General features: G+C 62.9%; 20 protein-coding genes. 12 read left to right on the top strand and 8 right to left on the bottom strand.

Translation table 11 applies throughout. The annotated features are described in order from the left end of the window. Window positions 1-8 precede the first annotated feature (8 nt). The 3 genes from NH195_RS14120 to cobA all read right to left on the bottom strand — a co-directional run bounded on the left by NH195_RS14120 (window position 9) and on the right by cobA (window position 3458). Window positions 9-1229, bottom strand: a complete 1221-nt coding sequence (locus tag NH195_RS14120; protein ID WP_066708167.1) for an MFS transporter — start codon at window positions 1227-1229, stop codon at window positions 9-11. A gap of 103 nt (window positions 1230-1332) precedes the next feature. Continuing rightward, a complete protein-coding gene (locus NH195_RS14115) occupies window positions 1333-2601 on the bottom strand; it encodes a cobyrinic acid a,c-diamide synthase CobB (RefSeq protein WP_066708165.1) in 1269 nt (422 codons plus the stop codon). Then, window positions 2598-3458: a uroporphyrinogen-III C-methyltransferase gene (gene cobA / locus NH195_RS14110; RefSeq protein WP_066708163.1), complete on the bottom strand. Its 861-nt coding sequence runs from the start codon at window positions 3456-3458 to the stop codon at window positions 2598-2600. The genes NH195_RS14115 and cobA overlap by 4 nt, the downstream gene beginning before the upstream one ends. A gap of 93 nt (window positions 3459-3551) precedes the next feature. Between cobA and NH195_RS14105 the strand changes: the two genes are divergently transcribed. From NH195_RS14105 to NH195_RS14075, 8 genes are all read left to right on the top strand, one after another. Further along, window positions 3552-4595, top strand: coding sequence for a cobalt-precorrin-5B (C(1))-methyltransferase (locus NH195_RS14105; protein WP_066708316.1), 1044 nt, complete (start codon window positions 3552-3554; stop codon window positions 4593-4595). Beyond that, window positions 4596-5333: a cobalt-precorrin-6A reductase gene (locus NH195_RS14100; protein ID WP_066708161.1), complete on the top strand. Its 738-nt coding sequence runs from the start codon at window positions 4596-4598 to the stop codon at window positions 5331-5333. Beyond that, complete coding sequence (locus NH195_RS14095; protein ID WP_066708158.1) at window positions 5333-5956, top strand: DNA-3-methyladenine glycosylase family protein; 624 nt, start codon at window positions 5333-5335, stop codon at window positions 5954-5956. The genes NH195_RS14100 and NH195_RS14095 overlap by 1 nt, the downstream gene beginning before the upstream one ends. Then, a complete protein-coding gene (locus NH195_RS14090) occupies window positions 5953-6477 on the top strand; it encodes a hypothetical protein (protein ID WP_066708156.1) in 525 nt (174 codons plus the stop codon). The genes NH195_RS14095 and NH195_RS14090 overlap by 4 nt, the downstream gene beginning before the upstream one ends. A gap of 100 nt (window positions 6478-6577) precedes the next feature. Beyond that, the gene (locus NH195_RS14085; protein ID WP_066708154.1) at window positions 6578-7246 is read left to right on the top strand and encodes an alpha/beta hydrolase; all 669 of its coding nucleotides are present in this window, start codon (window positions 6578-6580) and stop codon (window positions 7244-7246) included. A gap of 164 nt (window positions 7247-7410) precedes the next feature. Beyond that, the gene (locus NH195_RS21800) at window positions 7411-7536 is read left to right on the top strand and encodes a hypothetical protein (RefSeq protein ID WP_274377284.1); all 126 of its coding nucleotides are present in this window, start codon (window positions 7411-7413) and stop codon (window positions 7534-7536) included. Continuing rightward, window positions 7508-9118 (top strand): ABC-F family ATP-binding cassette domain-containing protein, encoded by a 1611-nt coding sequence (locus NH195_RS14080; protein WP_238379765.1) that lies wholly within the window; start codon window positions 7508-7510, stop codon window positions 9116-9118. Before NH195_RS21800 ends, NH195_RS14080 begins: the two co-directional genes overlap by 29 nt. A gap of 134 nt (window positions 9119-9252) precedes the next feature. After that, window positions 9253-9837 carry an HNH endonuclease gene (locus NH195_RS14075; RefSeq protein ID WP_066708147.1) on the top strand — a complete coding sequence of 195 codons (585 nt, stop codon included), beginning with the start codon at window positions 9253-9255 and terminating at the stop codon, window positions 9835-9837. Between the two features lie 50 nt (window positions 9838-9887). Here NH195_RS14075 and NH195_RS14070 read toward each other — a convergent pair whose 3' ends face one another. Then, on the bottom strand, window positions 9888-10838 hold the full coding sequence (locus tag NH195_RS14070) for a radical SAM protein (RefSeq protein ID WP_066708144.1): 951 nt from the start codon (window positions 10836-10838) through the stop codon (window positions 9888-9890). A 278-nt stretch (window positions 10839-11116) separates the two neighbouring features. Here NH195_RS14070 and zwf point away from each other — a divergent pair, with 278 nt between their 5' ends. From zwf to pgi, 3 genes are all read left to right on the top strand, one after another. Then, window positions 11117-12571: a glucose-6-phosphate dehydrogenase gene (gene zwf / locus NH195_RS14065; RefSeq protein WP_066708141.1), complete on the top strand. Its 1455-nt coding sequence runs from the start codon at window positions 11117-11119 to the stop codon at window positions 12569-12571. Further along, on the top strand, window positions 12568-13239 hold the full coding sequence (gene pgl / locus NH195_RS14060; RefSeq protein ID WP_066708139.1) for a 6-phosphogluconolactonase: 672 nt from the start codon (window positions 12568-12570) through the stop codon (window positions 13237-13239). Before zwf ends, pgl begins: the two co-directional genes overlap by 4 nt. A gap of 138 nt (window positions 13240-13377) precedes the next feature. Further along, a complete protein-coding gene (pgi, locus tag NH195_RS14055; RefSeq protein WP_066708137.1) occupies window positions 13378-15000 on the top strand; it encodes a glucose-6-phosphate isomerase in 1623 nt (540 codons plus the stop codon). Window positions 15001-15042: 42 nt separating this feature from the next. Here the strand turns inward: pgi and NH195_RS14050 are convergent, their stop codons facing one another. Beyond that, the gene (locus NH195_RS14050; protein ID WP_066708135.1) at window positions 15043-15336 is read right to left on the bottom strand and encodes an SCP2 sterol-binding domain-containing protein; all 294 of its coding nucleotides are present in this window, start codon (window positions 15334-15336) and stop codon (window positions 15043-15045) included. A 62-nt stretch (window positions 15337-15398) separates the two neighbouring features. After that, window positions 15399-15917: a DUF2938 family protein gene (locus tag NH195_RS14045; protein WP_066708134.1), complete on the bottom strand. Its 519-nt coding sequence runs from the start codon at window positions 15915-15917 to the stop codon at window positions 15399-15401. Between the two features lie 65 nt (window positions 15918-15982). Between NH195_RS14045 and NH195_RS14040 the strand changes: the two genes are divergently transcribed. Further along, window positions 15983-16447, top strand: coding sequence for a helix-turn-helix domain-containing protein (locus tag NH195_RS14040; protein ID WP_066708132.1), 465 nt, complete (start codon window positions 15983-15985; stop codon window positions 16445-16447). 94 nt (window positions 16448-16541) lie between these two features. On the opposite strand, the gene NH195_RS21255 is transcribed toward NH195_RS14040, so the two are convergent. Both NH195_RS21255 and NH195_RS14030 read right to left on the bottom strand, forming a co-directional pair. Next, on the bottom strand, window positions 16542-16748 hold the full coding sequence (locus NH195_RS21255) for a hypothetical protein (protein WP_155846183.1): 207 nt from the start codon (window positions 16746-16748) through the stop codon (window positions 16542-16544). A gap of 162 nt (window positions 16749-16910) precedes the next feature. Beyond that, on the bottom strand, window positions 16911-17547 hold a 637-nt coding region (locus tag NH195_RS14030), incomplete at its 5' end, for an IS3 family transposase (RefSeq protein ID WP_066701789.1).

The raw sequence follows: 17547 nt of genomic DNA, 5'->3' as shown, positions 1-17547 counted from the left end.
CCACCGCGTTACCCTTTGTTTTTCGGCTGCATCCAGAGCCAGATCAGCGCCGCACCGGCGAGCGTCAGGAGCGGGATCATCGTCAGGTTGACCGCGATCCAGCCGTCCTGTGCCGAACCGCCGGAACAGTTCAACAGACCGCCGGAGGCCAACGAGGCCAGCGTCACGCCGCCGAAGACGATCAGGTCGTTCATGCCCTGAACGCGGCCACGCTCCGACGGCTCATGGGCCGAGGAGAGCATGGCCGTTGCGCCGATGAAGCCGAAGTTCCAGCCGACGCCCAGAAGGATCAGCGCGCCGAAGAAATTCTCCAGCTCCACGCCCATCATCGCCACGACACCGGCGGCACCCAAGATGATGAGGCCCAGCGACATGATCCGCTCGACGCCGAATTTGGCGATCAGATAGCCGGTGAAGAAGGACGGCAGGAACATCGCGATGACGTGGGCGGAAACGATATTGGCGGCGGTGTTCTGTTCGAACCCGCAGCCCACGACGGCGAGCGGCGTCGAGGTCATCACGAGGTTCATCAGCGCATAGGAGGTGGTGGCGATGATGATCGCAACCGCAATGCGCGGGGTCTTCAAAAGCTCCATCCGCGAGCGCCCGATCAGGTGGTGATGGGTCGACACCGGAGGTTTCGGGATGTCGAGGAAGAGAAACAGCAGCGAGCCGACGATGTTGATCGCGATCACCGCGAGATAAGTGCCGAGGAAGGGCACGACCATGGCTTGCGACGTCACTTTCACAAGCTGAGGCCCGATGATGGCGGAGGCGAGCCCGCCCGCCATGACATAGGAGATCGCTTTCGGGCGGAAGGACTCGTCGGCAGTGTCGGTGGCGGCAAAGCGGAAGAATCCCTGCGCCGATTGATAGACGCCGGTGAAGAACCCGCCGAGAACGAAGAGCCAGAAACTTTGGTGCAGAAGCGCATAGGCGCCGATTCCCGCGCCAATGGTGCCCGACCCGGTGCCGATCCAGAACCCGACACGACGGCCCCAGCGCTGCATCGCGGCCGAGAGCGGCGTGGCGGCCATCATCGACCCCAAAACGGTGGCGGAAATCGGCAGGGTGGAGAAACAGAGGTTGGTCGCCAGAGACTGACCGGCGAGGCCGCCGATGGTGAAGATCATCGACATCTGCGCGCCCAAGAAGGCCTGAGCGAGGACGAGGATCATCACGTTGCGCCGGGCGCGCTGGGTGTCGGGGCTGAGGGCCGTATCGGTCATGCGTGGTCCGTAAACTGTGCGAGTTCTTGAATGTGTTTTCCGTTTAGCGGCAGATGCGCGCCCTGAGAACCCGCGTTCTTCAAGGGGCGCTGTGCATCTGAGATCAACGCCGGTCGATCAGATGCAGGAACGACCCCGCAACCGACCCCGCGATCAATCCTTGCGGCCCGAGATCGGCACCTTCGGCATCCGAGGCGGAGAAAAGCGGCGCGCCTTCGGCCTTGAGCGTCGTGGCATAGTGAAACTCATGCGCCGCCCATTGGCCGGGGAACGGCCCGTTCACGGCCTGCGCATGGCGATACCCCAGATGCAGCTTGCGTTGAGCGAATGAGGTTTCGAGCCGCAACAGCCCGGCCATTTTGTGCCGTACCCCGTCCTTGTCGACCAAACCGTCGCCCAAAACCATGTAGCCGCCGCATTCGCCGTAAACCCGTCGCCGCGCGGCGGCCTCGCGCAGGCCCTGAAGGAAGGCGTGATTGGCCGCGAGACGCCCGGCATGCAGCTCGGGGTAACCACCGGGCAGGTAGACCAGATCGGCGGGCGGCGGCGCGTCATTGGCCAGAGGCGAAAAAAACCGGATCTCCGCCCCCTGCGCCCGCCAGTCCGCCAGAAGATGCGGGTAGGTAAAGGCGAAGGCCGCGTCATGAGCCACGGCAAGGCTCTGGGCGGGCGGCGGCACGCGCGGGGTGTGAGCTGCGACAGGCAGCGGGGTGGCGAGGCTCTGCAACAGATCGAGATCGAGCGCCGCTTCGACCGCCTCGGCGGCGGCGTCGAGAAAGGCGTCGAGATCGGGGCGTTCGCCCGCCTGCACAAGGCCGAGATGACGGTCGGGATGGCTAAGCGCAGTGTTGCGGGGCAGGGAGCCGATCAGCGGGATGTTCAGCGGCGCAAGGGCGCGGGCGAGCATCTCCGCATGGCGCGGCGAGCCGGTTTTGTTGAGGATCACGCCTGCGATTTTCACACGCGGATCGTGATGGGCAAAGCCTGCCACCAGCGGCGCAACGGACCCGGCCATGCGTGCGGCATCGACCACCAAAATCACGGGCATGTCGAAGAGGCGCGCGAGATCGGCCGAGGCGCCCTTGCCCTCGGGCGGCGCGCCGTCGAACAGGCCCATGGCGCCTTCGACGATCAGGAGACCGTTGCCTGAGGCAAGGCTCGTGAGCCGGTCAGGCGTCATTGCCCAGGCGTCGAGATTGACACAGCTCCGCCCGGTGGCGGCCTCGTGAAACCGTGGGTCGATGTAATCCGGGCCGGATTTCGCGCCGCGCACCGGCACGCCGTGCCGGGTCAGCGCGCGCAGGATGCCAAGCGTGACAGTGGTTTTGCCGGAGCCGGAGGCGGGCGCGGCGATCAAGAGGCCCGTGGTCATCCGCCTTGTTCTGCCGGTTTGCCGCGGCCCAGCGGATCGAGGTTGCGCGGGGCTTCCCCCCGCATCAGGGCCTGCCAGTCAAGCACCTGGCGCATCAGCACCGCGCGCCCGACACAGATGATCGCGGGCGGCTCAAGCCCTGCATTGGCGATGTCCTCGACCATCGCGTCCAGCGTGGTTTCCAGCACCCGTTGTTCGGGCAATGTGGCCTGCGACACGACGGCGACGGGTTCGTCTGCGGGTCGTCCGGCCTTCAAAAGGCCGTCGCGAATGGTCGGGGCGTGTTTCATCCCCATGTAGATCACCAGAACGCCGGAGGCGCGCGACAGGGCCTCCCAATCAAGGCTGCCGGTCGGGCCGCCGGTCTGATCGTGGCCGGTGACGAAGCTCACCGATTGGTTGACGTCGCGGTGGGTGACCGGGATGCCCGCATAAGCGAGCCCGCCGATCCCCGCCGATATTCCCGGCACGATGCGCACCGGCACGCCATGTTGGATGAGCGTCTGGGCCTCTTCGCCGCCGCGGCCAAAGACGAAGGGATCGCCGCCCTTGAGCCGCAACACGCGTTTGCCCGCGCGGGCGAGATCGACGAGTTGCAGCGAAATATCGGCCTGTTTCGCCGAGGGCTTGCCGCCGCGTTTGCCGGCATAGACCAGTTCGGTGCCCTCGGGCGCCCAGCTCAAAATCTCCTGCCCCACAAGCGCATCGTAAACGATCACATCGGCCTGCCGCAGCGCATTGATCGCATGCAGCGTCAAGAGGCCGGGATCGCCGGGACCCGCGCCACAAAGCCAGACCCAGCCGGGTTCCAGTGTGGGCCAGTCGCCCGAAGGGAGGGAGAGCGTCGATTCTGTCATATCTGTTTTATGACGAAGGCCGGGGGGCGGGGGAAGCCTGTTTGGTGGCACGAATGCGTCTGGCGGAGGCTGGGCGGCTGGCTTATCGTGACCATGATGACCGAGACTTCACCTCCTTTGCGCCGTGGCTGGACCACGGGGGCCTGCGCGACGGCGGCAACCCGCGCGGCGCTAATGGCGCTGTGGGGCGAGGGCTTCCCCGACCGTGTGCGGATCACATTGCCGAAAGGCGAGCGGCCCGAATTTGCCCTGTCGCACCGGGCCGAGGGGCCGGGCTGGGCCGAGGCGGGCGTGATCAAGGATGCGGGCGACGATCCGGACGTGACCCATGGCGCGGAAATCCGGGCGCGGGTGCAGATGTCCGGGGGTGGCGTCGTGTTCCGGGCGGGTGCGGGCGTGGGGACGGTGACGAAACCGGGCCTGCCGATCCCGCCGGGAGAGCCCGCGATCAACCCGGTGCCGCGCGAGATGATGGCCGGGCAGGTGGCGGAGATGGCGAAACGGCTGGGGCAGGCGGCGGATGTAGAGATCACGGTCTCCATTCCCGGTGGCGAAGAGATCGCGCTCAAGACATGGAATCCGCGCCTTGGCATCAAGGGCGGGCTGTCGGTTCTGGGCACGACGGGCGTGGTGCGGCCGTTCTCCTGCGCGGCATGGATCGCCTCGATTCAACGTGGCGTCGACGTGGCACGCGCCGAAGGGCTCAGTCATGTGGCGGGTTGCACCGGCGCGACGTCGGAGCGCGTGGTGCGGGGGCTGTACGACCTGCCCGAGGGCGCGATGCTCGACATGGGCGATTTCGCGGGCGGGCTGCTGAAATACCTGATGAAACACCCGGTGCCGCGCGTCACCATCGGCGGCGGTATCGGCAAGATCGCCAAGCTGGCGCAGGGCGAGATGGACCTGCATTCCAAGCGGTCGCAGGTCGACAAACCTTATTGGGCCGCCGAGATGGGCGACCCGGATCTTGTGCATTGCAACACGGCGCTGGAGATTTACAGCCGTCTGGGGGCTGACTTTGCCGCGAGGGTGGCGCAGAAAGCGCTGGAACAGGTCGAGACACGGTTCGGCGGGCGCGGCTGCGCTTTCGACATCGTGGTGATCGACCGCAAGGGCACCATTATAGGACGGGCATAAATGATCCTTCTTCTCGCAGGCAGCACCGAGGCGCGCAATCTGGCCGGTCATCTGGCCTCTTCGGGGATCAAGGCCGTGGCCTCTCTGGCGGGGGTGACCGACGATCCGCTGACCTATCCGATCGAGACGCGTGTCGGGGGCTTTGGCGGCGAAGAGGGGTTTCGCGCCTATCTCAAGGAGGCTGGCATCACCGCCGTGATCGACGCCACAAACCCCTTTGCCGAGGCGATCACCGCGCGCACGGCGCGGGTTTGTCGTGAGCTGGGCCTGCCGTATCTGCTTTATGAGCGCAAAATCTGGCGCTCGCAGCCGGGCGACGCCTGGCATCACCTCTATGATCTCGCGGAGCTGCCCGCGATGATCCCCGAAGGCGCGCGCGTGTTCCTTGCGACCGGGCGGCAGAGCCTTGATCGCATCGGGCCGCTTTTGCCGGGGCGGCATCTGATTTGCCGGGTGATTGATGCGCCGACGCAGCCGTTTCCCTATGAGGGGGACTGGATCACCGGGCGTCCGCCGTTTTCGGAAGCCGAAGAGATTGCTCTTTTTGAGCGGCTCAAACCGGATTTCCTTGTGGTTAAAAACGCAGGCGGTGCGGCGCGCGGCAAGCTGGACGCGGCGCGCAAGCTCGGCATTCCCATTGCCATGATCGCCCGCCCGCCGGTGCCCGAGGGCGTTGAGCGGCGCGAGCAAGTGCTCGATGCGCTGGAATGGGCGGAAACCCATGGTGAGACCTTCTGATGCGGATCATCGCCTGTGACGCGGATGTCGCCGAAGGGGCGGCGCATCTGGCCACATGCGAGCCGCGTTTTGCCCATGCGCTGAGCCTCACCGGGCCTTTACCGCTCCGGCGGCGCAAGGACGGGTTCGAAGAGCTTCTGGGCGCCATCGTCAGCCAGCAAATCTCCGTCGCCGCCGCCAATGGCATCTGGCGGCGCATGAAAGCCGCGAAACTGACCGGTCCGCGCAAGGTGCTCTGGGCCAGCGAAGATGATCTGCGTGCCTGCGGGTTGTCGCACCAGAAGGTGCGCTATGCCAAGGCCTTGGCCGAGGCGCGGATCGACTACCGCGCGCTGCGGGACTCGCCCACGTCCGAGGTGGTCGCAACCCTGACCGAAGTGCCGGGGATCGGCGTCTGGACGGCGGAAATTTATGCGATGTTCTCGCTGGGCCATGCCGATGTATTTGCGCCGGGCGATTTGGCCTTGCAGGAAGCGGCGCGTCTGTTGTTCGATCTGCCGGACCGCCCGAAAGAACGCGCGCTGCGCCAGATGGCCGAGGCGTGGGCGCCATGGCGGGCAGTCGCGGCGCGGGTGCTCTGGGCCTATTACCATGTGGCCAAACAACGCGAGGGTGTGAGATGATGAAAACCGGTGCGGGTCTTGTGGCTCTTCTGGCGCTTTTGGTTGGGTCTGTTTTGACGGGACCTGTGTTGGCCGAAGATGTGCCTCTGGCGCATATCTATGCGCAAGGCGAGTGGGATCAGTATGGCGATGACTGGGACTGCATCGAGATTTCCTCGACCATGGGCTGGCAACGCTACATGGTGCCGCACGAGGGGATTCTCGGACGGAACTTTTCCTCTATGACCATCCATACCGATCAGGAGGGGTGGACCGTCGACAAGGCGCAGTATGCGCCCGTCCTGAATGGCGGCCACACCGGGGCGGATGCCGAGGCGCTCGCGCCCTTTAATCAATATAAATTCGATCAATCCGTACCCTTCGGCGCGCTTTTGCTCCGCTTCGCGGATGGCGACACTCGGACAATCCTCGAAGAAGGCGAAGAGCCTTGGATGATCGGGCAGGAACCGCAACTCAATTTCCGCATCAACGACACCGGGTTTGGCGACAACGCCGGCGTGTTGCAACTCTGTTTCTGGTGAGCCGGGGGGCTGCGCCATATTGCGCGGTCGCTGTCGGCCCGGTTGCGAAGCCCCTGCTTTGTGCTTAGAGCTTGGCCATGACCCAGTTTGAGAGGACCCCATGAGCGATCTGACCAACCACAAACGCGACAGCTTGTCGGGGCGCACGAGCTCTGCGGTGATCTTCCTCCATGGCTACGGTGCCGATGGCAACGATCTCCTGAGCCTCGCCGATCCCTTGGGCGAACACCTGCCCGACACGATGTTCTTTGCCCCGGACGCGCCCGAGGTTTGCACCGGCAACCCGATGGGGTTTCAGTGGTTCCCGATCCCTTGGATCGACGGCTCCTCGGAAGAAGAAGCGCGCAATGGCATGCTTCGCGCAGTCGATGAGCTCAATGACTATCTCGACAATCTCATGGTCGATTACGGGTTCGAGGCGGAGCAGATCGCGCTCGTGGGCTTTTCGCAGGGCACGATGATGTCGCTGCATGTGGCGCCGCGCCGCGAAGAGGCGATGGCCTGCGTCGTGGGCTTCTCCGGGCGGCTGATTGCGCCCGAGATGCTGGAAGACGAGATGAAGGTGAAACTGCCGATCCTGCTGTTGCATGGCGATCAGGACGAGGTGGTGCCGCCACAGTCGATGCCGGAGGCCGGTCAGGTGTTGCAAGAGGCGGGGTTCGAGACCTACGCCCATATCATGCGCGGCATGGGACATGGCATCTCGCCGGACGGTCTGGGCGTCGCACTGGCGTTTTTGCGGGAAAAGCTGGGCTATGAGGCCGGATAAGGCGGCGTGACGTAACGGTCTTGCGCATCGCGGGTGCGAAAGGGACGAAAGTTAGCCTTCTGTTCACTTTTTTCACCACATGATGAGCGCGACCCCTTGACCCTGCACCTTCGGGTGTTACCTATTTTATACATAGCTAGGAGGGCTGACCTATGGACATTCTCATGACGACCGCACTCGCCTTGATCGCAACCGGTGTCGTGGTGGCCTATGCCTTCCTTTCCCAGCGTCCGACTGAGGAACGTCTCCCTGTCCGCATCCGTGTTGAGGACCGCAAACGCAAGCTCTGAGCTTGCGTCATCAGGTTCTGAATCGCGTGTAGCTTTCGATCTGACCCTCGGGCCCGGTGTGACCGGGCTTGTGGGCCGAAATGGATCGGGGAAATCCTCGCTTCTCAAATTTATTGCAAGCTCTGGGCTAACCGGGGCAACTGACCTGCCCGTGATGGGGGAGGTCTCACTCTCCGGCCCCGTGCGCCTGCTCGATCAATCGCCCGATCCGCAGGCCCGGCTGTGCGAGCTGTTCGGCTGTGCCGAAGCCTGGGCCGACCTCAGGCACGCTCTGGCCGGAGAGCCTACACGGGGGGCGTTTGAGGCGGTCGACTGGACGCTTGAGGACCGCATGGTGGCGCAGCTCACGCGTTTCGGGCTGCCCGGAATGGCGCCTGAACGGCGTCTTGGCGCGCTGTCGGGAGGGCAGCAATTGCGCGCCTCTCTGGCCGCGTTGTTTTTCGACGCGCCGGAGATCATCCTGCTGGACGAACCGACCAATGCGCTCGACACGGAGGCGCGGGAGGTTCTGGCGGCGGCGTTGAAATCTCATCGTGGCATCGCGCTGGTCGCAAGCCATGACCGCACGCTTCTCGAAGAGGTCGACCGCATCGTGTCGCTGGAACCGGACGGCTCGGTGGCCCAGTTCGGCGGCGGCTGGTCGGCGTTTCAGACCGCCAGGGAGGCGGAGCGTGCCCGGCTCGTGGCAGAGGCCGACAAGGCCGCTCGCGCCCTGCGTCAACATCGGGCACAGGTCGAGGAGGCCGCAGCCCGACAGGCAAGGCGCGCGCGTCAGGGCAAGGCGCTGCGCGACGGCTCGCAATCGAAGATGCTGCTGGACAAGGCCAAGGAAGGCGCTGAAGGCGCGGCCGGTGGACGGCTCCGGGCCACGGCTCGACGGCAGGAGGCACTGGGGGCGGCACAGGCAAGCGCAGTCAATCGGATCGAGGTCGTAACACCGGTGGCGATGGTCTTTCCCGAGATCAGCCTGCCCGCGACGAAACAGGTGCTCGTGCTGCGCGAGGCGGTGTTTGCCATTGGCGATCGGCGGATCGGGCCGATCACCCTGAGCCTGACGGGGCCGGAAAGGCTGGCGATCAGCGGCCCCAACGGCGCGGGGAAATCGACGCTCCTGCGCGGCATCGCAGGCGAGATCGCGCCGCTGTCGGGCGAGGTGATCCGTCCGGTCAAATGCGCCCGGCTCGACCAGAGTGGCGGTCTTGCGGGACCGGGGAACCTGATCGAGGCGGCGCGCCGCGAACATCCGCATCTCGAGCCCGCCGATATCCGCACCGCACTGGCACAGGCCGGGTTTCGCGGTGATACCGCGCTGAAACCGGTGGCGGTGCTGTCGGGCGGCGAGCGGCTCAGGGCCGCGATTGCACTTTTGGGCGCGGGTGGCGATCCGGCACCGCTTCTTTTGCTCGATGAGCCGACGAACCACCTCGATCTCGATGCGTTGGAGGCGCTGGAAGAGGGGCTTTCTCAGTGGCGTGGCGCGCTGATCGTGATCAGCCACGATGCGCATTTCCTGCGGAAACTGGAGATTTCGGCGAGGTTCTGCCTGAATTCGCGTCACATGGGCGTCACGAAAGCCCTGTAAAGACCGAGACGAAGGTTTCGCATATTCTGAGGCTTGTCAGGTCAAAGCCGCGATATATAGTGAATCACAAGATGTGGGACGGGTCGTCCCGTCCCGCCAGCCGAGAGTTGAGCAGGACGAGGACCAGTGCACCCATGGATGGAGACTTCAGGACACATTTTGTCAGGGAACCCAACGCGGCCAAGGCGCATCCCGCGCTGGTGCTGAACGCGGATTACCGGCCGCTCTCTTATTACCCGCTGTCGCTCTGGCCCTGGCAGGAAGCGATCAAGGCGGTCTTCCTCGACAGGGTCGACATCGTGGCGGAATATGACGACTTCGTTCATTCCCCGAGTTGCAAGATCCGCATCCCCTCGGTCGTCGTCCTCAAAGATTATGTCAAACCTCAAAAGCGCGTGGCCTTCACGCGCTTTAATTTGTTTTTGAGGGATGAATTCCGCTGCCAGTATTGCGGTTCGAAAGGCGATCTGACCTTCGATCACGTCATTCCGCGCGCCCGGGGCGGCATTACGAGCTGGGAAAACATCGTGGCGGCCTGCGTGCCCTGCAACCTCAGGAAAGGCTCGAAATCGCTGCGTCAGGCCGGGATGAACCTGCGCAAGCCGCCGCGCGCGCCCGGCGCCGAAGAGCTCAAGAACATGGGGCGCAAATTCCCGCCGCATCACCTGCACGAAAGCTGGATCGACTTTCTCTATTGGGATGCCGAACTGGACATGTGACGGGATTTTCCGAGGACCTAAATACTCAAATCCCGTGCGATGAAGCGCGATCAGGCGGAACAGGACGCGCCGCCCAGCACACAGAATTTCGCACAATGCGGATGATTGAGTGCAACCTCGCCCATGGCGCCCGCAAGCGTCGGACCTAGGTCGAACTCTGCCTCATAGGGCAAAAGCGTGCAGGCGACCACCGACGGCGCTGCCCCCTTGCGTTTCACCACCATGCGTTGCGACGCGCACATGATCTCCGAAGGCGATTTGCCAAGAATGCCCCAGCAGGCGGTGGTAATTTCCGGGACCTCGACCGTTATGTCCATCTCCGGGAAAATCACGGTTTTCGCCGGATGATCCGGGTCGATGTCATAGCCGCGATCGGCATAAAGCGCGGCAAATCCGGCGCGGGTCTCGGCCTCTGTTTCATGCCAGAGCGAGCGGGCTGCGACGGTCATGGCGATGCCGTGATCGCGCAGCCAATCCATACCCGCAAGCGTCGTTGCGAAACTGCCCTTACCGCGCATGGCGTCATGATGTGCGGCGGTGAAATGATCGAGGGAGATACGGAGCGTGAGCCGACCGGGAAACGCCGCGTTCAGCTCTTCGATCGCGCTCAAAACGGCGGGCCGCTGCATCGGGCGCATGGCATTGGTGAGCACCAAAACCTCATAGCCCCGCGCCAGCGCCACCCGCATCATCGCAGGCATCTCGGGGTTCATGAATGGCTCGCCGCCGGTAAAGCCGATCTCGCGCGGGCGCATCCCGAGGGTGTCGAGCTCGTCGAGATAGCTCTCAACCTCCGCCGCCGTCAGATAGGTCAGGGCATCGTTGGTCGGCGAGCTGTCGATATAGCAGTTCACGCAGGTGATGTTGCACAGCGTGCCGGTGTTGAACCACAGGGTCTCGAGCCGCTCAAGCGCCACACGGGCGCGCGTCTCGCCCTTGGCCGTCATCGCCGGATCGGAAAATTTTCCAATGCTGGCAATATCTTGGTTCTGATCTTTCATTGAAATGGCTCTCTGGCAGGCGGAGGAAGCAGGATATGGCGGCATCGGATCAGAGGCAGGGTAATCCTCCAGCGGCGTGGTGAAAAGGTCTCACTTTTTTGCACAGCACCCGCCGGTGGAGGATTTGTCCCTAAGGACACTTGAGAGGTTGCGTGGCGGTGCTAGACTTCTTCCGGGCAAGGCGTTACGACAGAGGTTCGTTAGCGCTAACACTCAAAGCGCTGTGAGAGAGGGGCAGTCCGCTCTCACGCGGCTCAAACGCGAAAAGGAACACAGCCATGGCGTCACGCGTCATTCCGGTCGACGATTTCGATCTGGTGATCTTCGGGGGCACGGGGGATCTGGCGCGCCGGAAAATCCTGCCGGGGCTTTACCGCCGGTTCTGCGCCGGTCAAATGCCACCCACGGCACGCATCATCGGGGCGGCGCGCTCCGACCACGACACGGAAGAGTTCCGCCGCATCGTGCGTGCGGCGATCCTCGAATTCTCTTCGAAACACAGTTGCGACGAGGCGCTGATCGGCGATTTTCTCAAGCGGCTCGATTACGTGCAAGTCGATGCCCGTGGCGAGGACGGTTGGGACGCGCTCAAGGGGATGATGCGCGACGATGTGATCAAGGCCTATTATTTCTCGGTGGCGCCGTCACTGTTTGGCGACATTGCCGAACGGCTGATGAGCCATGGTATCGCCGATGACAAGGCGCGCATCGTGGTCGAGAAACCTTTTGGCCGCGATCTCAAAACCGCCAAGGCGCTGAACCGCGATCTCGCGAAACATTTCGACGAGACGCAGATTTACCGCATCGACCATTATCTGGGCAAGGAAACGGTGCAGAACCTCATGGCGGTGCGCTTTGGCAATATCCTGTTCGAGCCGCTGTGGAATTCGCAATACGTGGATCACATCCAGATCACCGTAGCGGAGACCGTCGGCGTCGGCGGGCGGGGAGACTATTACGACCGCTCGGGCGCCATGCGCGACATGGTGCAGAACCACCTGATGCAGCTTTTGTGCCTGATCGCGATGGAGCCGCCCTCGCGGTTCGAACCGGATTCGGTGCGCGACGAGAAGCTCAAGGTGATCCGCGCTTTGGAGCCGATCGACCATCACCATATTGTGCGCGGCCAGTATGACGCGACCGACGACGAACCATCGTACCGCGAAGATGCGGGCGATCCGCGCTCGCGCACCGAAAGTTTCATTGCGCTCCGCTGCATGATTTCGAACTGGCGGTGGGCGGGCACGCCGTTTTTCCTGCGCACCGGCAAGAAACTCAAGGCGCGCAATTCGGAGATCGCCGTGGTGTTCAAGGATGCGCCGCATTCGATCTTTGGCGAGGAGGCGGGGCGGCATGCCAACCTGTTGTCGATCCGCCTGCAACCGAACGAGGGCATGACGCTCAAGGTGACGATCAAGGAGCCGGGGCCGGGGGGAATGCGCCTGATCGACGTCCCTCTGGACATGTCCTTTGCTGAGGCGCTCGGCGAGGATGCCGAGGAGATCACCGACGCCTATGAGCGCCTGATCATGGATGTGATCCGTGGCAACCAGACGCTGTTCATGCGCGGCGACGAGGTGGAGGCGGCCTGGGCCTGGACCGATCCTCTGATCGAGAGCTGGGAGGCGCGCGGCGACGTGCCGAAACCCTATGAGGCCTATTCCTCGGGCCCCGAAGAGGCGGCGATCATGCTGCACCGCGAGGGGCGACGCTGGCGGGAGATCAAGGGATGAATTTCGTCGAATTTCCTGACCGCGAGGTGATGCTGCTCGATCTCGCCAACAAGATCGCGGGGGAGCTGCGGGCGGCCCTTGAGGTCGAGGACCGTGTCAGTTTCTGTGTGCCCGGCGGCACGACGCCAGGGCCGGTGTTCGACATCCTCTCGGGCGTATCGCTCGACTGGGGCCGGGTCGATGTGCTTCTGAACGACGAACGCTGGGTGCCGGAAAGCTCCGAGCGCTCGAACACGTCTCTTTTGAAGCGGCGGCTTCTGGTGGGCGAGGCGGCGCGTGCGCGGCTCATCCCGCTCCATCGCGACGTACCGACGCCGGAGGAAGGCCTGCCGGGGCTGATTCCTGCGGTGGAGGCGGCCCTGCCGCTCAATGTGCTTTTGCTCGGCATGGGGACGGATATGCACACGGCCAGCCTGTTTCCCGGAGCCGATCAGCTTGAGCTGGGGCTCTCGGAGGACGCGCCGACGCTTTTGGCGATGCGCGCGCCCGGCGCGGGTGAGCCGAGGATCACGCTTTCGGCCAAGGCGCTCAAAACCGCGATCTCGACTCACATCCTGATCACCGGAGCGGAGAAACGCGCGGCCCTCGAGCGTGCGGAAACCCTGTCGGAGATCGAGGCGCCGGTGCGCGCTTTTCTGGCCGATGCGACAGTGCATTGGGCACCCTGAGCTCTGCGCGAACCGTTTCGTGTTGAAATTTCCTCTTCTGCGAGGAAGGTTTAGCGTCCCTGAAACAATTCGACTATAAGCAGAATGAAAGAACCGGGCTGACAGGCGCGTCGGCCCGAGCTGCCGAAAGGACTTGCAATGACTGTTGATTTTGCCGCCCTCAAATCGCTGCGCAGTGCAAGCGCAGACCGTCATATCCTCGATCTCTTCGCAGAGGATTCAGACCGGGCCTCACGGTTCTCGGCGATGGCGGACGGGCTTTTGTTCGATTATTCGAAGACCAACATTGACGAAGCGACGCGGGCGGCTCTGTTCGACCTTCTGGATGTGGCGGGGGTGCCGGAAAAACGCGAGGCGATGTTCTCGGGCGAGAAGATCAACGACACCGAGGGGCGTGCGGTACTGCATACGGCGCTGCGCAACCTCGATGGTGGGCCGGTCATGGTCGACGGCAAGGATGTGATCCCCGGTGTGCGCCATACGCTGGCGCGGATGGACGATTTCGCCGACCGGGTGCGGCGCGGCACGATCACGTCCTATTCGGGCGTGCCGTTTGAAAACGTGGTAAATATCGGCATCGGTGGCTCCGACCTTGGGCCGGTGATGGCCGATGAGGCGCTCAAGCCCTATGCCGACGGACCGCATTGCCATTTCGTCTCCAATGTCGACGGCGCGCATGTGCATGATGTGCTCTCCGGGCTGAACCCCCAGACCACGCTGGTCATCGTCGCCTCCAAGACCTTTACCACGATTGAGACCATGACCAATGCGCAGACGGCGCGGGACTGGTTGGTGAAAGCGGTGGGCGAAGAGGGCATTTCGAAACATTTCGCGGCGCTGTCGACCGCGAAGGACAAGACCGCCGCTTTCGGAATCGACCCCGATCTGGTGTTCGGTTTCGAGGATTGGGTCGGCGGGCGCTATTCGGTTTGGGGACCGATCGGGCTGTCCTTGATGCTGGCCATCGGGCCGCAGCGCTTTGCCGAATTCCTGCGCGGCGGGCAGGCCATGGACACGCATTTCCGCACCGCCGACTGGCAGGACAACCTGCCGGTGCTTTTGGCGCTGGTGGGCATCTGGCACAATCAGGTCTGCGGCTATGCCACCCGCGCGGTGCTGCCCTATGAGCAACGTCTGCTGCGGCTTCCGGCCTATCTGCAACAGCTCGAAATGGAATCGAACGGCAAGCGCGTGGCGATGGACGGCAGCGATCTGCCGTTCGACAGCGGGCCGGTCGTCTGGGGCGAGCCGGGCACCAACGGTCAGCACGCGTTTTATCAGTTGATCCATCAGGGCACGCGGGTGATCCCCTGTGAATTCATGGTCGGGCGCTTCGGTCATGAGCCGGGTCTGGCGCATCAGCATGAGCTTTTGGTCTCGAACTGTCTGGCGCAGTCCGAAGCGCTTTTGCGTGGCAGGTCTCTGGCGGAAGCCACCGAGATTATGAGGAAAAAAGGGTTCGAAGGGGCAGAACTCAAGCGGCAGGCACGGCACCGGGTTTTCCCGGGCAACCGGCCTTCGACAACGTTGGCCTATGAGAAACTGACGCCCTTCGTGCTGGGCCAGATCGTGGCGCTTTACGAGCACCGGGTGTTTGTCGAGGGTGTGATCCTCGGCATCAACTCCTACGACCAATGGGGCGTGGAGTTGGGCAAGGAGCTGGCTCTGGCGCTGCAACCGGTGCTGGCCGGCGAGGCCGATGGCGCGGGCAAGGACGGCTCGACGTTGCAGCTCGTCGACTACCTGAAGATGAACGGGTAGCGCCTTGAAATAAGGAAAAAATGGCCCATTGATGTGCCATTCTTATCCGAACAGGTTGCCGAATTTCAGCGCGGTCTTGGCATCGCCTGCAATCTTCAGCTTGCCGAACATGGCGGCTTTCATCGGGTTCAATTGTCCCGCGAGGATTTTCTCGAAGGTCGGCTGGTCGGCGATGATGGCGCAATCGGCACGGTCGTCTGAAATCTCCGCCGTATCGCCCTTGATGATGAGATTGCCGATTTCCTTGATCCTGAGCGACACGGATTTTTCGAAATTCTCGCCCTTGAGCCGTTCGGTCAGCGCCGCTTGCGCGATGTCCAGAAAGTCTTTGGTCATGTGAGGTCCTCCCGGCAAAATCCCTAGCCGGTCGAAGCGGACAGCCAAAGCGAAACCTCACGTCACAGGGGCCGTGCGACCATATTCCAGATCAGCGCGGCGAGAAACAGACCGAGACCGAAAGACAGATGTGCGACCAGGCTGCGCCAGCGTGCCACGCCGGGGCGAGGTGACCGGGCGGCGGCAAAGCCAAAGCCGAAGGCCGGTTGCATCACGCAGTAGGGCAAGAGAACGGAGGCAGCTCCGATGAACATGGCGGGGCCGAAGATCTCTCCGGCGGCAAGCTCCGCCGGCCCCCGGTGCGCCCCGAGCCAAAGCAGCAGCAGGGCGGCAAAGCCGATGCCGATCAGGTAATGCAAGGCCCAGCCGACGGGACGTTCTCCGGCAACCGGCGGGCTGTCGAGGATGGTGCGATGGCGGAACCGGCCCCGCGCCATGCCAAGCCCCCAGCGCCCGACGAGCGCATAATCGAGCGAAGGGATCTGCCAGAGGCGTTGGCGCAGGAGGGCCAGCACATCCATGAAAAGCGTCGCACCGGTCCCGAGGAGCACGGCATCCGCCATGAAGGTCAAAATCGTCATCTGTCTCTTTCCTTGATTTGAGGGAAGAGCTATCCTGCCACTTCAAGTCAACTTGAGGTCAAGCCATGTTTCTCGATATTTCCGAAGTGGCGAAACGCAGTGGATTTTCGGCATCGACCCTCAGATATTATGAGGAAAAAGGATTGATCTCCTCGGTGGGTCGCCGTGGTCTCCGGCGGGTGTTCGAAGCACGGGTGCTCGACACGCTGGACGTGATCAGCCTTGCGCGTTGGGCCGGGTTCAGCCTCGACGACATTCGTGATTGGATATCGTCCGAGGGGCAGGTGGCGATCGACCGCGACCGGCTTGAGGCGCGAGCCGGGGAAATCGCAACCTTAGCGGCCCGCCTCACTTCGCTGGCCGAAATGCTGCGCCATACGGCCGATTGTCCGCACGAAGATCACTTCGACTGTCCCGAGTTCCAGCGCATGCTACGCGCCGCGCGGCGGCGCAAGCCCGGCAGGCAGTTACAGGGTGATGAGCTTTATCGCTTCACCGTCTTTGAGGAACACCGCCACGATCTTGGTTGAGGGGCCGAAAACTGTAGGGTTACTGCATCGCCAGTGTTGCCGCCAGATACAAAGGCTTTGAACTTTGGGTGACTTATAACCCCGTCGTAAGCCTTCACATAATCCTCAGGCGTGTTGAATTCGTCGCATGTTCCCCGCTTATGTGCTTGATTTTAATTCTCATTGTAATCGGAAGATCGCCCTTGCCCGGAACATGGATCGTCGCGCCGCCAAAATCCGGCGGCGTGCCGTGTTTGATCGGGTCGTAGGGCACGCCATACTTTTTGAAGAACTTGTCATAGTCCACAACGGAGCCTGTCATGGGGTTCAGACCATGCAGGACGCGATTCAGAAGTTGCTTTTGGGGCAGAGGCGTTTCGAGCCAGATTGCTTACCAATCTTTAGGCTTGGGGCGGTCCCAATAGTCGGTCACGTCTGGCTCTTCGGTAATCCCCCCATTTTTAGAGGGGCGTATCAGTAGAATCTAAGCTGCTGTCAGTTTCTGTATCGGGGTCATGCCGCCGATGCCCATGTTTGGTCTTTCGTTGTTGTAAGTCCAGAGCCATTTCGTTGCGTGATCCTGCACGTCTTCAATGCTTTCGAAGTGGTATCGCCCGAGCCATTCGGTGCGAACTGTCCGATTGTAGCGCTCGATATAAGCGTTCTGCTGGGGCTTGCCCGGCTGGATGTAAAGCAGCCCGATCCCCGCCTTCTCGGCCCATGTTTGGAGCCTGCCACTGACATATTCCGGGCCGTTATCTACGCGAATGGCCAGAGGTTTGCCTCGCCAGGCGATGATCTGGTCCAGCGCCCGAACAACGCGCTCGGCGGGCAGTGAGAAGTCCACTTCGATGGCCAGGCCCTCGCGGTTGAAGTCATCAAGCACGTTCAATGTGCGGAATGCCCGACCGTCAGCCAGCTGATCGGCCATAAAGTCCATCGACCACACCTCATTCGGGGCCTCAGGCACGACCAGCGGTTCCGGTTTCTCGCGCTGCAGCCGCTTCCGAGGCTTGATCCGCATGTTCAGCTCCAACTCGCGGTAGATGCGGTACACGCGTTTGTGGTTCCAGCCAAAACCTTTGACGTTCCGCAGATGCAAAAAGCACAGACCAAACCCC

This window comes from Celeribacter ethanolicus (genome assembly GCF_001550095.1).
In the GTDB taxonomy this organism is placed as follows: Bacteria; Pseudomonadota; Alphaproteobacteria; order Rhodobacterales; family Rhodobacteraceae; genus Celeribacter; species Celeribacter ethanolicus.
This window is presented reverse-complemented; position numbering and strand designations above follow the sequence as displayed.